Raw genomic sequence first — 17682 nt, 5'->3', positions numbered from 1 at the left:
CTTCGGAGGAATCGTGCGTGTCCCATCGCTATCGTCATTTTGCCCTTGGCCTGCCCATCCTGCTTTCGATCGCACTGGCCGGGTGCGACCGCACCCAATCCGATCCACGGACACAGCCACCACTCGTCAGGGTAACCACCTCGAGCCTGGCCAATGCTGCGACACGCGAGTTTACCGGCATCGTTGCGGCACGCGTGCAGAGCGATCTGGGCTTTCGGGTCGGCGGAAAGGTGATCGAGCGTCTGGTTGACGCCGGACAGGTCGTTCGCCGCGGACAGCCGCTGATGCGGATCGACCTTGCCGACCTCGCGCTCGCGAGCCGCGCGTCACAAGGCACCGTCGAAGCCGCCCGCGCGCGCGCATTGCAGACTGCAGCCGATGAGAGGCGTTACCGCGATCTGGTGGGCGCGGGCGCCGTATCGGCCTCGGCTTACGACCAGGCCAAGGCAGCTGCCGATTCGGCGCGCGCTCAGCTCACCGCAGCACAGGCGCAGGCCAATGTGGCGCGTAACGAAACCAACTATGGTGTCCTGCTCGCCGATGCCGACGGCACAGTCGTCGAGACGCTGGCAGAACCTGGACAGGTGGTTGCGGCCGGACAGACCGTGATACGATTAGCACGGTCAGGACCGCGCGAAGCCCTGGTGCAATTGCCCGAAACGGTGCGGCCCTCACTGAACTCTGTCGCCCGGGCCCGCACCTACGACGGTGCGACCGGCAGCGCCACCCTGCGCCAGCTCGCTGACTCCGCCAATCCAGCCTCGCGCACGTTCGAAGCCCGCTATGTCCTTGCAGGCGCGGTCGCTCGAGCGCCGCTCGGATCCACTGTCACTGTGACCCTTGCTACGCCAGGCGAAGAGGTTACGACCCAAGTGCCGCTTGGCGCACTGCACGACACCGGGCGAGGTCCAGGCGTCTGGATTGTCAGCGGGGGTACCAAGCCAACGGTCGCGTGGCGGCCGGTTCGCGTCTCTGCTCTTGGTGAAGAGACTGCAAATGTGACATCGGGACTTAAGTCTGGCGACCGCTTCGTCGCGATGGGCGCCCATATGTTGCATCAGGGTCAGCAGGTTAGAATCGCTGCGCAAGCCGCAGGTGCAGCCCGATGAGCGGGCAGCACGATCTGCCCGGAAATGAGCCCGGTAAGCCGAGCCGGTTCAATCTATCCGCGCTGGCTGTCCGCGAGCGATCAGTCACTTTGTTCTTCCTGATCGCGATCATTCTGGCGGGCACCGTCGCGTTCCTGAAGTTGGGACGGGCGGAGGATCCGGGCTTCACCATCAAGGTGATGACGGTCGTCACCGCCTGGCCCGGCGCGACAGCTCAGGAGATGCAGGATCAGGTCGCCGAGCGACTGGAAAAGCGTTTGCAGGAACTGCGCTGGTATGATCGCAGCGAAACCTTCACACGGCCCGGTCTGGCCTTCACCACATTGACCTTGCGGGACACGACGCCGCCCAAGGACGTGCCGGACCAATTTTATCAAGCGCGCAAGAAGATGTCGGACGAAGCGCCTAACCTGCCGCGCGGAGCGGTCGGGCCATTCGTGAACGACGAATATGGCGAAGTCACCTTCGCCCTTTATGCCCTCAAGGCTAAGGGCGAGCCGCAGCGGTTGCTCGCACGTGAAGCCGAGACCTTGCGCCAGCGCCTACTGCATGTTCCTGGCGTCAACAAAATTAATATCGTGGGCGAGCGCCCTGAGCGCATCTATGTCGAATTCGCCCAGGAGCGGCTGGCGACGCTTGGCGTCTCGCCACGCGACATCTTCGCTGCGCTGGCGGCGCAGAATATGATCACGCCCGCAGGCTCGATCGAAACCAAGGCACAGCAGGTGATCGTGCGCCTCGACGGTGCATTCGACGACCTGTCGAAGATCCGTGACCTGCCCATCGTCGCAAACGGTGTCACGCTGCGCCTGTCCGAAATCGCCACGGTCAAGCGTGGTTACGAAGACCCCGCCGCCTTCCTGATCCGCAGCCAGGGCGAGCCTGCATTGCTGCTCGGCGTCGTCATGCGCGAGGGATGGAACGGCCTTGACCTGGGCAAATCGCTGAAGACGGAAATTGAGAAGATCACAGACGAACTACCCCTCGGCATGAGCCTGACCCCGGTCACCGATCAGTCGGTCAATATCTCCGAGGCGGTCAACCAGTTCATGCACACTTTCCTGGAAGCGCTGGCAATCGTGATGATCGTCAGTCTTGTGAGCCTGGGCTGGCGGGTCGGCATCGTCGTGGCGGCGGCGGTGCCGCTGACGCTCGCTATCGTGCTCGTCATCATGTGGGCCACCGGCCGCGTTCTTGACCGGATCACGCTCGGCGCACTGATCCTGGCGCTCGGCCTGCTGGTTGATGATGCGATCATCGCGATCGAAATGATGGTCGTGAAGATGGAGGAGGGCTACGACCGCATCCGCGCGTCCGCCTACGCCTGGAGCCATACCGCCTCGCCGATGCTGGCCGGAACGCTGGTGACGGTGATCGGGTTAATGCCGGTAGGGTTCGCGCAATCGACCGCCGGCGAATATGCCGGCAACATCTTCTGGGTCGTTGGCTTCGCCCTGATCGCCTCCTGGTTCGTCGCGGTGATCTTCACGCCATATATGGGCGTGAAGATGCTGCCGCACATCAAGCCGGTGGAAGGGGGGCATGCCGCAATCTACCAGACGCCACGCTATGAGAAAGTGCGCAGCGTCATCGCCTGGGCAGTGCGGCGCAAGAAACTTGTCGCGCTCGCGACACTCGGCGCGTTCCTGATTGCGGGCGCCAGCATGCCGTTCGTCAACAAACAATTCTTCCCCGCGTCCGATCGGCCCGAAGTGTTGGTCGAGGTGCAGATGCCCAAGGGAACAGCGATCGCCCGCACCAGCGAGGCCGCAAAGCAAGTCGAGGCCTGGCTGCGTAAACAGCCCGAAGCCAGAATCGTGACCGCTTATGTCGGCCAGGGCGCCCCGCGCTTCTTCATGTCTCTGTCGCCCGAACTACCCGACCCTTCCTTTGCAAAGATCATCGTACTCACCGCAGACGAAGAAGCACGTGATGCCCTGAAGGTTAAGCTACGCCAGGCCGCGGCCGACGGCCTCGCGCCGCAGGCACGGGTGCGCGCGACCCAGCTTGTTTTTGGTCCCTATTCGCCCTTCCCGGTCGCTTTCCGGGTCAGCGGCCCTGATGTGGCGACGGTCCGCACCGTCGCAGCCAAAGCGCAGAAGATCATGCAGGACGATCCGATGATGCGAACCGTGAACGCCGATTGGGGCGACCGTGCCCCCGCGTTGCATTTCGTGCTCGATCAGGATCGACTGCGCGCGCTCGGCCTGACATCCAGCGACGTTGCGCAGCAGCTTCAGTTTTTGCTGACCGGGGTTACCGTCAGCCAGGCGCGTGAGGATATCCGCACCGTCGATGTCATCGCGCGCTCAAGCGGCAGTGACCGGCTCGATCCGGCGCGGATCGGCGACTATATGCTGACTGGCGCTAATGGCGAGCGCGTGCCGGTGAGCCAGATCGGCAAACTGGAAGTGCGGATGGAGGACCCGATCCTTCAGCGTCGCGATCGGTTGCCGACGATCACCGTTCGTGGCGACATCGCTGAGGGACTGCAACCGCCCGACGTCTCGACCGCGATGCTCAAAAAGCTTCACCCCATCATCAAGGATCTGCCATCGGGCTATCATATCGATATGGCTGGTTCGATCGAGGAGGCCGCGAAAGCCAATTCGGCACTCGCGCCGATCTTCCCGATCATGATCGTTCTGATGATGATCGTCATCATTCTCCAGGTGCGCAGCCTGTCGGCCATGGCGATCGTGCTGCTGACCGCGCCTCTGGGGCTGATCGGAGTCGTTCCTACGTTGCTGATCAGCGGCCAACCGTTCGGCTTCAACGCTATTTTGGGCCTGATCGCCCTCGCCGGCATCCTAATGCGCAATACGCTCATCCTGATCGGCCAAATCCATGACCATGAGAAGGAAGGGATGCATCCCTACCACGCCGTGGTCGAGGCGACTGTGCAACGGTCCAGACCGGTAATTCTTACCGCTCTGGCGGCGGTGCTCGCATTTGTGCCTCTCATCAGTTCAGTCTTTTGGGGATCGATGGCGGTGACCCTGATCGGTGGGACGCTCGGCGGCACGATCCTGACCTTGGTGTTCCTGCCCGCGCTGTATGCCCTGTGGTTCAAGATCAAGCCGCAATCCCGTGAGGAGCATCCCAGTCCGCTGCCTGGCGCAAACCCGGTGGCGGCCTAGGAGGGAGGCCATCTGCCGTCGCGCCTTATGCGACGTTAAGCCTTCGATTGTCTCATCCTCAGCTGCTGCCCGTCGGCTTTCCTTCATCGGCTGCGTAACACTGGCCGGTTGCGAAAGGGCCCTTATGACTGCGCCGACCCGAACGAAACGTTGACGGTTTTGATGGCCCCCGGCGCGCTCCTTGCACTTCGTCGCTTTGCCAAGGCGTCGCAGCGCTGTCCGCTAAGCAGTTCAAACGAAAATGCCGTAACGGCGCGCCGGAGCAACATGATGCCGCGCGGGGAGTTTTTTTTCGTCTGGCGCGGTCCTTCCTGTCAAAGTCAGTCAGGGGGCGCCAACGCGCATGTAGATCGCGCTTCAGTACGCTGCTGTTCGGCGATCCAGACATGTCCACCCGACCAGACTGCGTCATAGACGGCCCGACCGACAGCTGCGCCTATGTCGGTATGCAGGCCAGCAAACTGTTCCATGTCTGGATGGATAGGAGTTGCGACGACGATGCAGTCGGTCCCAGTTCCCGTCACGGCCAATCCAGATGGCTTCCAGGGAAGGTCGATCATTGCAACCGTACGCGCCTGGGCAACAATTGAAATGGTCTCCACGAGCGCCGCTTGTGACAGAGGGCGATCGACATGCACGAGGAGGTTGATCGTCCCGACATCCTGATGAGCAACGGGTGCAGAACCGACGCGCACCGCATTACCAAGACCGACGGTCGCCAGGCAGCTGGCCGTAGCCCGCCCGAAGGACGCCTGAGACATGTGATGCTTGGTGATATCTCGAGATGTCATGAGGTGGACCGCATCCGTCAATCCCGCCGACTGCATGCTTTTTCTAAGCAGCAAGGCTGGATCGACATCCATGCTCAGATCGGCATCCCGGACATAGAGCCATGCGACACTGCTGACTTCTGCGAAGCCTGGCCGCGTCAGCGACCAACTCAAAACAGCTTGTGGTTGAGGGAACGAGGCAACAAGGAAAGGGCTGGCACAGTGAACGGAAAATGGATTCATCAAGACCTGCCTCGCACGATATCACTGCGCTTGCAACACTAACCATGCGCCTCTGTGCGTAGGTATGTACACGCGGCTCAAGGCTAACAACTGCTACAAGTAAAAATACTCTCCCAAAACTAAGCATCCGTTAATCTGGTTTTGCTGCACCAGAATATCTCTGCCCGATCATATCCATGAGCTCTGGAAAATTGGTAAGAAATATTGGTGCTTTATTCGAGTATACGACAAAGAATGCTCGACGGTTTTTCGATTTTTGCAAACATACCGTTGATGCAGCCTTCGCAATCGTGGAGACGTCTGCGTGTGGCAATCATGTCTGCTCCATCCACCTGCAAAAGGATGGCGCAATAGCGTCCGGGAGATCTTTGGGCTGCCGCCTCACCCAATCCCCCGTCACTCCCGCTCACGCCACGCGTCGGCATGAGCTCCCGGATCATGCCCCAATATCCGCGCGACACATGCGCGTTCGCCGCACAGGTTGGGTTGGCCATCAGATGGAGGTGCAGGCGGCGCAGATTATGCCAGGGGACGGACCGGAAGAGGTGATGTTCCAGATGATAGCTGATGTTGAGCGGCCCGATGAGGAGCCTGTCGAGCAAGGTCGGGATGACGGTGCGGGTGCCGTTGAGTTCGTGATTATCGGGGAGGCCGTTATGCTCGGCCATGGCGCGGATGCGGTTGAAGACATTGACCCAGAAAAATTGCGGGATGAGGATCAGGCCCAGTATCTGCCAGCGAAAGGGCGACCACAATATCGCGCCATAGACCAGCACGGCCCATGCGACATAGCGTAGGCGCAGCGACAGGCGGTAATCGAAACCGAAGCGTTTGGGATTGTGGAAATTGGCGATGGGTGCCCAGATGCGTCCAGCGCGCGCCACCCGATAATAGTTGAGACCGGTGATGCTGCGGACCAGCAGCCAGAACATTGCGCGCGGAGATTTGGGAAAATGCTGGTCCGGGTCGCGCCGCTGGATACGTTGGTCACAATCATGGATGGTGTTGGTGTGGCGGGCGCGCTTTTGCCCGAGCGGGACCCGCCAGTAATGAAGGTCAGCACAGCATTTTCCTTGCAATGCGGTTTTGCTCGCCATATTGCGACGCCGCAACAGGTTCCCAGAGATGGGATTAATAGGGAACGCGGAAGCAGGTATCTACCCCTGTAATCCGTGGCTGTCCCCGCAACTGTGACCGGAGAGCGGTCGCCCCTTCATGCCACTGGGTGCATTTGCACTTGGGAAGGCGGGGCGAGCGTGTTGACCCGGGAGCCAGGAGACCTGCCTGTTGTAGTCGGTCCTTTGCGCGGACGGGGTGTTCAGCGTGATCGAGGTCAATCCTCGCGTGACGACATCGATTGGGGTGGCGCGCGCGGGTGACAAGCCAGCGAACGCTCTGTCGTGCCATTGGTGCGAGCAACCCCTTGTTGTTTGACAGGGGATACACATGCAAAATCTGTTCTTAAAAGTGACCGTTTCCACCGCAGCTCTCGGGCTTTGCGGCACCTTCATTGCGCACGCGCAGGATGATGTCCGCACCATGTCGCCGCACGAACCGGTCATCGTCGTCACCGCCAACCGCAGCGCCCAGCCCGTCGAAAGGGTCGGCCAATCCATCACGGTGATCGATTCGGCCGAAATCGAGCGGCGGCAGACCCAAACCGTCGCCGATATCCTGCGAACCGTGCCGGGTGTCAGCATCACGCGCAACGGCGGCGTCGGGACATCCACATCGGTGTTCATTCGCGGTGCAGAGAGCGATCAGACCGTGGCGCTGGTCGATGGCATCAAGCTCAACGACCCTTCGTCGCCGGGGGGCGGCTTCAACTTCGGCAATCTGCTGATCGGCAACATCGAGCGAATTGAGGTTTTGCGCGGACCATCGTCGGTGCTTTGGGGCAGCCAAGCGATCGGCGGGGTTATCAACATGATCACTCGCCAGCCGACGGACGCCCTGACAGTCAACGTACGCGGCGAATATGGCTATCGCGATACTGGACAGCTGGTTGGCAACATTGCCGGAAAAGCCGGTCCGTTTTCGGCCAGCGTGGGCGCAGGATACTTCCGCACCGATGGCATCTCCTCATTCAGCGAAGCGCGCGGCGGCATCGAAAAGGATGGCTATGAAAATTACGGTGCCAACGGTAGTTTCAATCTGGCGCTGAGCGACTGGTTGTCGCTCGATGCGCGCGGCTGGTATTCGGAAGGCCGGGTGAATATCGATGGCTTCCCTCCACCAACCTTTGCCTTTGGTGATGTGAACGAGGAATCGCGCACCCGCGAAATCGTCGGCTATACCGGAGTTAACGCCACGCTGTTCGACGGTCGCTTCCGTAACCGGCTGGGCTATGCGTACACCGACACCCGTCGCCGCAACTTCAGCCTTGTCGGCCTGCCTGCCGAGACCTTTGTCGGCAATGGCCGCAACGAACGTATCGAATATCAGGGCATGTTCGATATCGCAGAAGGCTGGCAGCTGACGGGTGGACTGGAACGCGAGACATCGCGCTTTTCCAGCAGCAGTTTTGGTGCGCGTCCTTCCATCGGACGGGCCCGGATCGACAGCGTTTACGGGCAGATCGTGGCGACACCGGTGACGGGCCTGACCCTGACCGGCGGCGTTCGGCATGATGACCACAACCGCTTTGGCGGAGCCACCACCTTTGGGGCGAGCGGCGTTTACACGGTGAGCCAGACCGGCACGACAGTGCGCGCCAGCTATGCCGAGGGGTTCAAGGCACCGTCGCTGTTCCAGCTGCAAAGCGACTTCGGCAATCAGCTGCTCCAGCCGGAAAGCTCGAAGGGCTGGGACGCCGGGGTCACCCAGAATCTCGTCAACGGGCGGTTGCAGGCCAGTGCCACCTTCTTCCGGCGCGACTCAGACGATCTCATCATCTTCATATCCTGCCCGCTGCCACGCACAGGCATCTGCGCTGGACGGCCTTCGGGCACGTATGACAACGTCTCGAAGGCGCGGGCTAAAGGCGTTGAAATCGGCCTGACGATGCAGCCGGTCGATGCGCTGCGGCTGCAGGCGAACTATACCTATACAGATGCCACCAACCGGTCGCCTGGCAATGTCAACTTCGGGCGGCAACTGGTACGGCGGCCGCAGCACAGCGTCACCGCGCTGATCGACTATCGCTGGGGTTTCGGGTTGGAGACCGGCGTCACGCTCACGCATGTCGGGTCGAACTTCGACAATGCCAACAACAGCCGCAAGGTTGAAGGCTATGTGCTGGCGGACCTGCGCGCCTCGTTCCCGCTGACCGACCGGATCGACATCTATGCCCGGGTCGAAAACCTCTTCGACGAACGTTACGAGACGGTGTTCCGTTATGGCTCGCCGGACCGGGCGGGCTATGCCGGTGTGCGGATGCGCTACTGATGAAGGCCGCAGCGCGCGCCTTGATCAATGATTTCGCCCGACACGGCGGACGTATCGATATTGCGCGCGCTGCGTTTCCGCAGGTTGCCCGGTGGACCGATCTGTCCACCGGCATTGCGCCCTGGCCCTATCCGGTTGGACATGTTGCGGGCGCCGCAGAGCGCCTGCCCGATCCGCTTGACTTATCTGCGTTGGAAACTGCCGCTGCCGCATTCTTCGGTGTCGATGCGACGCGCTTGGTGGCGGTGCCGGGTAGCGATCTGGCGCTGCGGTTGCTGGGCGCGATGCTGGGCGGACATCTGGGCAACAGGTCAGCCGCTGTGGTGCGCCCCGGCTATTCCGGTCATCTGACAATGTGGGGCGAAAGCGCTGCCACCGAGTGCACCGCCGATGCGCTGCTGGCAATGGCGAAGACGCACGATGCGCTAGTGCTCGCCCGGCCCAACAATCCCGATGGACTGGTTGCCGATTCCACGCAGATGCACTCAGCGGCGGCGCTGTTGGCGGAGCGTGGCGGATATCTGATCGTCGATGAGGCGTTTGCTGATGCCGACCCGCACGACAGCCTGGCCAGCTGCGATTGGCCGGGACTGATCGTGCTGCGATCTTTCGGCAAGTTCTTCGGGCTGGCCGGATTGCGATTGGGCTTTGTTATCGCACCGCCGCAAATTGGCGAACGGCTGCGCACACTGATCGGCTACTGGCCGATATCCGGCCCGGCTCTGGCGACGGGCCTTGCCGCCTGCAGCGATACGGCTTGGCATAGGGAACAACGGGCGCGACTGCACGAAGCATCGCAGCGTCTCGCGCAGATGCTTTGCGACCATGGCATCGAGATCGTCGGCCGCACCGCCTTCTTCATTCTGATTTCAGCGGAGCGCCGCGACGCGCTGTTCGTGCATCTGGCGCTGGCTGGCATTCTGACTCGCCCGTTTGATTATGCGCCGGGCTGGCTGCGGATCGGATTGCCGCGCGAAGACAGCGACTGGACCAGGCTGGATGATGCGCTGGCCACATGGAATGCCGCTTGGAAGACCACAGGGAGCACGCAATGACCGAGACGCCAGAAGACTTTGCCCGCCACAACGCCCGCATGAAGCGGGTACAGGTCGCACGCGAGCGGATGCAGGCACGCCGCACGCTCGAGCGCGGATTGCTGATCGTCCACACCGGCAGCGGCAAGGGCAAATCGTCTTCCGCCTTCGGCATGGCCATCCGCTCGCTGGGCTGGGGAATGAAGGTCGGTATCGTCCAGTATGTCAAAGGTGCGTGGGAGACGGGCGAGAAGAACTTCTTTCATGCCAATCCCGATTTGCTGACATTTGAGGTGATGGGTGAAGGCTTTACCTGGGACACGCAAGACCGAGCCCGTGACATCGAAGCAGCGCGTGCTGCGTGGGAGCGGTCGAAGGCGCTCATTCTTGACCCTGCCTATGATTTCATCATCCTGGATGAACTCAACATCGCCCTGCGGCAGGATATTCTGCCGATCGACGAGATCGTTGCCTTTCTGAAGGACCGCCCGCTGACCAAGCACATCTGCATCACCGGACGGAACGCCAAGCCAGAGCTGATCGAGATAGCCGATCTGGTTACCGAGTTCGAAGAAGTGAAGCATCCATTCAAGGCCGGGTTCAAGGCGCAGAAGGGCGTCGAGTATTGATCCGCGCTGCCGCCTTTGCCCTTGGCCTTTTGGTCGCGGGCTGCTCATCGCAGGCCGCTGACCGATTGGTGGAGCGCCCGTCGTCCGAGCCATCGGCCCTGCCCCGCGTTGCATCGATCAACCCGTGCGTCGATGCGGTGCTGATGCAGATTGCCCAACCGCAGCAGATTGCAGCGATCAGCCATTATTCGCAGGACGAGCGCGCGACCTCGATCCCCCTCGATCAGGCGCGGCGCTTTGCAGCGACATCTGGAACAGCCGAGGAGGTCGTCGCGCTGGCGCCTGACCTCGTGATCGCCGGTGCCCATGTCGCCCCTTCGACGATATCCGCATTGCACCGCATGCGTATTCCGCTGGTCCAGATCAGTGTGCCCGAGAGCGTTGCCGAAAGCATCGCACAGGTTCGCACGATTGCAGCCGCCATCAACCAGCCCGCACGCGGCGAGGCGCTCGTGTCCCGGATCGACAACGCAGTGCGCGCGGCAACGCCCGCAAGCGACGCGGCCCGCAGCACAGCCCCCGGCGCGCTGATCTGGCAAGGGAGCGGACTGGTGCCCGGCGAAGGCACGCTCGCCAGCGAGTTGCTCCGCGTGACTGGCTATCGCAACATGAGCGCGAATTATGGCCTGAAACGCTGGGATGTGCTGCCGCTTGAGCATCTCGTTGCGCGTCCGCCGCGCGTACTTCTGTCGGTTGGCGCACAGGACCGCAGCGACCGGATGCTCGGCCATCCGGTGCTGGCGGGGCTGACCCGGAAGATCGCGGTGCGCCGTTACCCTGAGCGGCTGCTGCATTGCGGCGGGCCTACGATCATCGATGCGGTCGCACATCTGGCCAGCATAAGGGGGACACTGTGAACCGCGCGCTGAACCTCAATCTTGCGTTGCTTGCGGGCATCGCTGCCGCCTTTGTGCTGTCACTGCTGGCAGGCAAGGTGTGGATCCCGCTGGATGCCTGGTCTGTGGGCGATCCGCGCTGGCCGATCATTGCCGAGCTTCGTCTGCCGCGCACGGTGCTGGCGGCGATGGTCGGTGCGGCGCTTGGCCTTTCGGGTGCGGCGATGCAGGGCTATCTGCGCAATCCGTTGGCCGATCCCGGATTGTTCGGCGTGTCGTCGGGCGCGGCGCTGGGCGCGGTGATCTCGTTGTATTTCGGTTATGCTGCCGCACCCTGGCTGCTGCCTGCTTTTGCGTTGACCGGAGCGGCGGTGACCATGACCATCCTGGCACTGCTGGTGGGCCGGTCGGGCAGCGTCATCCTGTTCACGCTCGCAGGCGTCATCCTTTCCAGTGTGGCGGGATCGATGACCGCGCTGGCGATCAGCCTCGCACCCACGCCGTTTGCGACATCGCAAATCGTTACCTGGCTGATGGGCGCGCTTACCGACCGCAGCTGGGACGATGTGACGCTGGCGCTGCCGCTGCTGGCGCTGGGGTGCGTGCTGCTGGCCTTCACGGGACGCACGCTTGACGCACTGACGCTGGGCGAATCCGCTGCCCGGTCGATGGGCGTCGACCCGCTGCGGTTGCAGTTGCTGATCGTCATCGGCGTGGCCCTGTGTGTCGGCGCATCTGTGGCGACGGCAGGCATCATCGGCTTTATCGGCCTGATCGTGCCGCATCTCGTCCGGCCCTTTGTAGGCAACCGGCCCTCGGCGGTGCTGCTGCCGTCCGCACTGGCGGGCGCCTTGCTGTTGCTGGTGGCAGACTGTTTGGTACGCGCTATGCCGACGGTCAGCGAATTGCGGTTGGGGATTGCGATGTCGATGCTGGGCGGGCCGTTCTTCCTGTTCCTTCTGCTGCGCATGCGCCGAGGGCTGGCATGAGCGTGCTGAAAGCCGAAGGTATTTCGCTCAGGCTGAGCGGGCGCACCGTGCTCGATGCAGTCAGCGCTACGTTTACGCCCGGACAGGTGACGGCGGTGCTGGGGCCGAATGGTGCGGGCAAATCCACTTTGCTTTCGTGCCTTGCCGGTCTGCACACGCCCGATGAGGGCCATGTAATGGTCGGTGGTCGTCCGCGCGCCACGCTGGGTCTGCGCGATCTGGCCAGGCAGATCGGCCTGCTGCCGCAGGGAGCCGATGTCCATTGGGATGTGGATGTCGCAACACTTGTGGCGCTGGGACGCTATCCGCACCGAACTCGATGGGGCGAGACCCAGGCGGATCGCATCGCTGTGGCAAGCGCCATGGCCGCGACCGATGTCGCACAGTTTGCTGCCCGTCCGATGACCGCCCTGTCGGGGGGCGAGCGCGCCCGCGTATTGCTGGCGCGCGTGCTGGCGGGCGAACCGCAATGGCTGCTGGCCGATGAACCGCTGGCCAATCTCGATCCTGCGCACCAGCTCGATACACTTGAGTGCCTGCGCGATGTCGCTCGCAGCGGCGCGGGGGTGATCGTCGTGCTGCACGACCTCAACCACGCGATCCGGGTGGCAGACGAGGTGCTGCTGATGTGCGATGGCCGCATCGTCGCGCAGGGTGCGCTCGAAGACGTGCTGACTCCGCAGAGTATCGCAACGACCTATGGAGTATCCTCGCATATCGGCACGACCCCGGACGGCCTGCGGTTCATCGTGACCACTCCGATGGCACGTTAGGATATGCTCGCGCGGCCCGATCAATTGCTGCTGGCCCTGATCGGGGAGGCTGCGATCGGTTACCCCGCTGTTATGTTGGCGGTGATCGGCCATCCGGTGATGTGGATCGGTGCCGCTATCGCTAAGCTGGAACAGCGATGGAACGCGGGTAGCGTGCTGCGCCGCCGGGCGATGGGGTTGACGCTGCTGATGGTGGTCGCAGGCGGTGTCGGCACGGCCGCTTGGCTGATCGAATATTGGGCGTCAGGCAGTATCGCGCTGGTGCTTATTATCGCGGTCGCAACCACGGGCATGGCGCAGCGCAGCCTCGACGATCATGTCCGTGCCGTCTCCCGGCCCCTGATGCAGGGAGACGTGGGGGCGGCGCGCATCGCGGTCGCCCGGATCGTGGGCCGCGATACCCGCGGGCTGGATGAAAGCGACATCGCGGTTGCCGCCACTGAGAGTCTGGCGGAAAGCTTTTGCGATGGCGTGGTCGCGCCCGCATTCTGGTTTCTTGTCGCCGGGCTACCGGGCCTGATGATCTGCAAGGCCGTGAACACCGCTGATTCGATGATCGGGCACCGCGATACGCATTATCTCCATTTCGGCTGGGCAGCTGCGCGCACCGATGACGTCGTGAACTTCATTCCAGCGCGGATATCCGGGCTGCTCATTTGCCTTGCAGGATGGGGCGGTTGGCGCATCATGCTGCGCGATGCCCCGTTTCATGCTTCACCCAATGGCGGCTGGCCGGAGGCGGCGATGGCGGGCGTTTTACGGCGCAAACTGGGTGGGCCAGTGTGCTATGACGGCGAACCGGCTCCCCGCGCCTGGCTGGGCGATGGTTCTGCGCCTCATGCTGCCGATCTGCAGCGCGCGTTGTGGGTCTATCGCCGGGCGTGCCTTTTGATGTGGGCCAGTTTAGGAGCGCTTGCATGGCTGCTGTGATGTTGCAGGGAACAGGCTCGGACGTCGGCAAATCGGTGCTGGTCGCGGGCCTGTGCCGGTTGCTCACCAATCGCGGGCTGAAGGTCGTTCCGTTCAAGCCGCAGAATATGTCGAACAACGCGGCGGTGGCGCACTGCGGCGAGATCGGCCGGGCGCAGGCCTTACAAGCCATGGCGTGCCGCGCCGTACCCAGCATCGACATGAACCCGGTGCTGATCAAGCCGCAGTCAGACACCGGCGCGCAGGTGGTGGTGCACGGTATGGTCATTGGCACACTGGGCGCAGCGGATTATCAGCACCGCAAGGGCGAGCTGCTGTCGGCGGTGATGCAATCCTGGGACCGGCTGCGCGCTGGAGCGGATATGGTCATCGTCGAAGGTGCAGGCAGCCCGGCGGAAATCAACCTGCGCGCTGGCGACATCGCCAATATGGGCTTTGCCCGCGCGGCAGTGGTTCCGGTGGTGCTGGTCGGCGATATCGACCGGGGCGGCGTGATCGCATCAATCGTCGGCACCAAGGCGGTGATCGACGAGGCCGACGCCGCGATGATCCACGGGTTCGTGATCAACAAGTTTCGCGGTGATGTGCGGCTGTTCGATGATGGTTATGCGCAGATCGAACAGCTCACCGGCTGGTCAGGACTTGGCGTTATCCCATGGCTCGCGGCCGCCCGGCAGCTGCCGGCCGAAGACGCGGTGGTACTGGATGCGGCAGCCGCCACCGATGGCGCGATCACCATTGCAGTACCGATGCTGTCACGGATAGCCAATTTCGACGATTTCGATCCGCTAGCGCACGAACCGGGCGTGCGGCTGACGATGGTGCCGCCGGGCCAGCCCCTGCCCGGCGATGCGGCGCTGATCATTTTGCCGGGGACCAAGGCGACGATCGCCGACCTTGCATTCCTGCGCGCGCAGGGCTGGGATATCGATATCGCCGCACATGTCCGGCGCGGAGGTGCGCTGCTGGGCATCTGCGGCGGATACCAGATGCTGGGGCAGGCGATCGAAGACCCCGATGGCGTGGAAGGCGCGCCGGAAACCGTGGCGGGATTGGGCTATCTGCCCGTCGCCACCCGGCTGACCGCGGACAAGCGCGTGGTCGATGTGACCGGCACCAGCCTGCGCGATGATCAGCCGTTTACAGGCTATGAAATCCATGTCGGCCAGACCCGCGCGCTCCCTCAGGTTCAGCCGTTGCTGCGGTTGGACAGCGGAGAACATGATGGCGCGGTCAGCCCCGACGGCCGGATCGCTGGATGCTATATCCACCGGCTGTTCGATCACCCTGCCCAGCGCGGTGCGTGGCTCGCTCGGCTAGGCGCGCAGGGCGATGGCGTCGCGCAGGACCATCGCGTCGATCAGGCGCTCGATGCGCTGGCCGCCTCGCTCGAAGACTATGTCGATATTGACCGCTTGCTTGCCATTGCGCGGCATAGCCATGACTGAGCCGACTTTCGGGCCCGCCTTCCGCGACCAACTGGACAACCTGCTGGCATGGCGGCGGGATGTGCGGCACTTTCAGACACGCGCCTTGCCTGAAGGATCGCTCGACACGCTGATCGAAGCCGCATGCCGCGGCCCGTCGGTGGGCAATGCCCAGCCCTGGCGATTTGTGCGCATCCTCTCGCCCGGGCGGCGCGAGGCGCTGGCCGTTCAGGTCGATGCGCACAAACGCGCTGCAGGCGAGCAGTATTCGGGGGAGCGCAAGGCGCTGTACGAGGGCCTGAAACTCCACGGCCTGCGCGAAGCGCCCGAAATCGTCGCGGTGTTCTGCGATCAGCAGGGCGAAGCTGGCCAGGGGCTTGGCCGCGTTACGATGCCCGAGACTTTGTGCTGGTCGGTGGTGACGGCGGTGCACACCGTATGGCTGGCTGCCCGCGCGAACGGAATTGGCCTGGGGTGGGTGTCGATCGTCGATCCGCACAGCATCAACGCACTCCTGGATGTGCCCGAACACTGGCGCTTTATCGCGCTGCTGTGCTTGGGCTATCCAGAGCGCGAGACCGACACGCCGGAACTGGTTCGGCATGGCTGGCAGGACCGGTTACCTCCGGCAACAACACGGCTGGAACGCTGATGATCACTCGCTGTGACGTTCAGGCTAAGCTCGATGCCTTGGCCAAGCCGATGGGAAGCCTCGGGCAATTGGAAGCGCGGGCGGTGGAACTGGCGGTGGCAGGCCAGTCGCTTACCCCGGCCACCCGGCCACGCCGCGTTATCCTGTTTGCTACCGACCACGGAACATTGCTCAAGGGGTGACGCCCCGGCCCTCGTCGGTGCCAACGGCGATGGTCGAGCTGATCCTGAGTGGCAAGGCGAGCAGTACCGCGCTGGCCAACGCGCACGACGTCGATGTGCGGATGGTCGATGCGGGAACGATCCAGTCCCCGCGCAAGCCCTGGCCCGGTCATTTCGTTGCGCAACCCGTTGCCCCCGGGACGGCGGACCTCAGACAGGCTCCGGCGATGACCGTAGAGCAGTTCGACATGGCCCGGGCGCTAGGCGCGGCAGAAGCGCAGGTCGCCATTGATGCTGGCCATCGGCTGCTGATCGCAGGCGAGACGGGCATTGGCAACACCGCCGCCGCCGCCTGCGTGACGCACCTTCTGGCGGGCATCGACGCGGATACCGCGACAGCCAGCGGCGCCGGCGCGGATGCGGCGATGCGCGGCATAAAGCGCGACATCGTTACCGCTGCCGTTGACCGGCTCGGCGGTCGAAACGACAAGGCCAAGCTGACTGCAATCGCCGGGTGCGCGATTGTCTGTGCAACGACCAATTCGATAGCCGGTTGACCACAAATGAGATGCCCGGAAATTCAGGGTTCGAAGCGGAAGCGATAGCTACCTTTTGAGCGTCGGATTGCCTTGGTGATGGCCTTGTTGTTGGCGTCGAGGTCGAAGCGTTCAGGGTGGAACGACCGTCCGGCCCATCGGCGCATATCTTTATGTTCGTCATGGCGCGAATCGTGCCAGGCTTCGAGGAAGTCGAAATAGCCCGAAGGCCCTCCAACGTCTTCGGGCGGAGCGCGGCGGGATCCAGCGACACAGCGCGGGTATTTGACGCCTGGTTCCTTGGTTTTGCGGGTTAGTTCGACGGCGTGCACCCAGCTGTCTCCGAAATCATATTCGTAGAAGATGATTATCGGCGCGGGGCCATAAGCGGCGAAATCGCACAGACGTACATCGCTCGCTTCAAAGGTACGCCGATCGGACCAATCACCTTCATCGAACTCGGGTGCACCGTAGGTCAGGCCACCGATATCAAACTGATGAAGGTGGCTGTCTGTCCATTCGAATGAGGCCTGTATTACCTCATGGAGTTGAGCCAGGTTGAGGGTGCCAGGGAGCTCGAACCGGCGGCTGATGACAGGCTGGATATCGACTATATGGATATCGGCTTGGATGATGATGTCGTTGGGTTCGAACATGAGAATAGCATGACGCGATGCTGGCGCGACGGCAACTGTCGACGACAATTACCCTGCGACATAATCCGCGACAATTACGGCATGAGCTCGGCGTTTTTGGCGGCGGTCCGGCGGCGATAGCTCCCGGCGTTGAACTCAAGGATGGTGGCATGATGGACGAGGCGGTCGACGGCGGCGATCGTCATGGCGGCGTTTGGAAAAATCCGCCCCATTCGGTTAACGTTTCAGCGCCCGTTTGAGCCCAAAGCGACCCTAATGATCACTCAGCGACCAATTTTCGCCGTCGAGGTGTGGACCTCTTGGCATTCCGGCGGCAGCCGACTCTTCCAAGACGTTCAGCCGCCGATTTCCTCTCATCAAGTTCAGACAGGCCGCTTTTCCATCCCGCTGGCGCAAGATGGCAGCTAGCG

General features: G+C 62.7%; 16 protein-coding genes, 1 pseudogene and 1 riboswitch. Of the genes and pseudogenes, 13 read left to right on the top strand and 4 right to left on the bottom strand.

Going from position 1 to position 17682, the window contains the following annotated elements:
• The first annotated feature begins 17 nt into the window (after positions 1-17).
• Both ACZ2HM_RS03360 and ACZ2HM_RS03355 read left to right on the top strand, forming a co-directional pair.
• Positions 18-1109, top strand: coding sequence for an efflux RND transporter periplasmic adaptor subunit (locus ACZ2HM_RS03360; protein ID WP_313923989.1), 1092 nt, complete (start codon positions 18-20; stop codon positions 1107-1109).
• Positions 1106-4249: an efflux RND transporter permease subunit gene (locus tag ACZ2HM_RS03355; RefSeq protein ID WP_470426249.1), complete on the top strand. Its 3144-nt coding sequence runs from the start codon at positions 1106-1108 to the stop codon at positions 4247-4249. The genes ACZ2HM_RS03360 and ACZ2HM_RS03355 overlap by 4 nt, the downstream gene beginning before the upstream one ends.
• 320 nt (positions 4250-4569) lie before the next feature.
• Here ACZ2HM_RS03355 and ACZ2HM_RS03350 read toward each other — a convergent pair whose 3' ends face one another.
• Both ACZ2HM_RS03350 and ACZ2HM_RS03345 read right to left on the bottom strand, forming a co-directional pair.
• Positions 4570-5262 (bottom strand): adenosylcobinamide amidohydrolase, encoded by a 693-nt coding sequence (locus ACZ2HM_RS03350; protein WP_313923987.1) that lies wholly within the window; start codon positions 5260-5262, stop codon positions 4570-4572.
• 212 nt (positions 5263-5474) lie between these two features.
• Positions 5475-6359 (bottom strand): fatty acid desaturase, encoded by an 885-nt coding sequence (locus ACZ2HM_RS03345; RefSeq protein ID WP_470426248.1) that lies wholly within the window; start codon positions 6357-6359, stop codon positions 5475-5477.
• Positions 6359-6564, top strand: a riboswitch (cobalamin riboswitch). It overlaps the preceding gene by 1 nt.
• Before the next feature lie 144 nt (positions 6565-6708).
• On the opposite strand from ACZ2HM_RS03345, the gene ACZ2HM_RS03340 reads away from it, so the two are divergent.
• The 11 genes from ACZ2HM_RS03340 to ACZ2HM_RS03290 are packed head-to-tail and all read left to right on the top strand — an operon-like array spanning position 6709 to position 16637.
• Positions 6709-8649, top strand: a complete 1941-nt coding sequence (locus ACZ2HM_RS03340) for a TonB-dependent receptor plug domain-containing protein (protein WP_313923985.1) — start codon at positions 6709-6711, stop codon at positions 8647-8649.
• Entirely contained in the window at positions 8649-9704 is a 1056-nt protein-coding gene (locus ACZ2HM_RS03335; RefSeq protein WP_313923984.1) for a threonine-phosphate decarboxylase, read from the top strand. The genes ACZ2HM_RS03340 and ACZ2HM_RS03335 overlap by 1 nt, the downstream gene beginning before the upstream one ends.
• On the top strand, positions 9701-10312 hold the full coding sequence (gene cobO / locus ACZ2HM_RS03330) for a cob(I)yrinic acid a,c-diamide adenosyltransferase (RefSeq protein ID WP_313924846.1): 612 nt from the start codon (positions 9701-9703) through the stop codon (positions 10310-10312). Before ACZ2HM_RS03335 ends, cobO begins: the two co-directional genes overlap by 4 nt.
• Positions 10309-11169, top strand: a complete 861-nt coding sequence (locus ACZ2HM_RS03325) for an ABC transporter substrate-binding protein (RefSeq protein WP_313923983.1) — start codon at positions 10309-10311, stop codon at positions 11167-11169. The genes cobO and ACZ2HM_RS03325 overlap by 4 nt, the downstream gene beginning before the upstream one ends.
• Entirely contained in the window at positions 11166-12137 is a 972-nt protein-coding gene (locus ACZ2HM_RS03320) for a FecCD family ABC transporter permease (protein ID WP_313923981.1), read from the top strand. Before ACZ2HM_RS03325 ends, ACZ2HM_RS03320 begins: the two co-directional genes overlap by 4 nt.
• Positions 12134-12910: an ABC transporter ATP-binding protein gene (locus ACZ2HM_RS03315; RefSeq protein ID WP_313923980.1), complete on the top strand. Its 777-nt coding sequence runs from the start codon at positions 12134-12136 to the stop codon at positions 12908-12910. The genes ACZ2HM_RS03320 and ACZ2HM_RS03315 overlap by 4 nt, the downstream gene beginning before the upstream one ends.
• Positions 12911-12913: 3 nt before the next feature.
• Entirely contained in the window at positions 12914-13840 is a 927-nt protein-coding gene (gene cbiB, locus ACZ2HM_RS03310; RefSeq protein ID WP_313923979.1) for an adenosylcobinamide-phosphate synthase CbiB, read from the top strand.
• Entirely contained in the window at positions 13828-15288 is a 1461-nt protein-coding gene (locus ACZ2HM_RS03305) for a cobyric acid synthase (protein WP_470426247.1), read from the top strand. The genes cbiB and ACZ2HM_RS03305 overlap by 13 nt, the downstream gene beginning before the upstream one ends.
• Complete coding sequence (gene bluB / locus ACZ2HM_RS03300) at positions 15281-15919, top strand: 5,6-dimethylbenzimidazole synthase (RefSeq protein WP_470426246.1); 639 nt, start codon at positions 15281-15283, stop codon at positions 15917-15919. Before ACZ2HM_RS03305 ends, bluB begins: the two co-directional genes overlap by 8 nt.
• Positions 15919-16101 (top strand): nicotinate-nucleotide--dimethylbenzimidazole phosphoribosyltransferase, encoded by a 183-nt coding sequence (locus ACZ2HM_RS03295; protein WP_470426245.1) that lies wholly within the window; start codon positions 15919-15921, stop codon positions 16099-16101. Before bluB ends, ACZ2HM_RS03295 begins: the two co-directional genes overlap by 1 nt.
• A gap of 29 nt (positions 16102-16130) precedes the next feature.
• Positions 16131-16637, top strand: coding sequence for a nicotinate-nucleotide--dimethylbenzimidazole phosphoribosyltransferase (locus tag ACZ2HM_RS03290; protein WP_470426244.1), 507 nt, complete (start codon positions 16131-16133; stop codon positions 16635-16637).
• A gap of 23 nt (positions 16638-16660) precedes the next feature.
• Here ACZ2HM_RS03290 and ACZ2HM_RS03285 read toward each other — a convergent pair whose 3' ends face one another.
• The gene (locus ACZ2HM_RS03285; RefSeq protein ID WP_313923974.1) at positions 16661-17272 is read right to left on the bottom strand and encodes a plasmid pRiA4b ORF-3 family protein; all 612 of its coding nucleotides are present in this window, start codon (positions 17270-17272) and stop codon (positions 16661-16663) included.
• 101 nt (positions 17273-17373) lie between these two features.
• A pseudogene (locus ACZ2HM_RS03280) lies at positions 17374-17478 on the bottom strand (ATP-binding protein); the annotation flags it as partial.
• Between the last annotated feature and the right edge of the window lie 204 nt (positions 17479-17682).

It is taken from the genome of Sphingobium sp. KKT206 (genome assembly GCF_055640555.1).
Note: the sequence above shows the minus strand (reverse complement) of the source record. Positions and strands in the feature narration are given on the sequence as shown.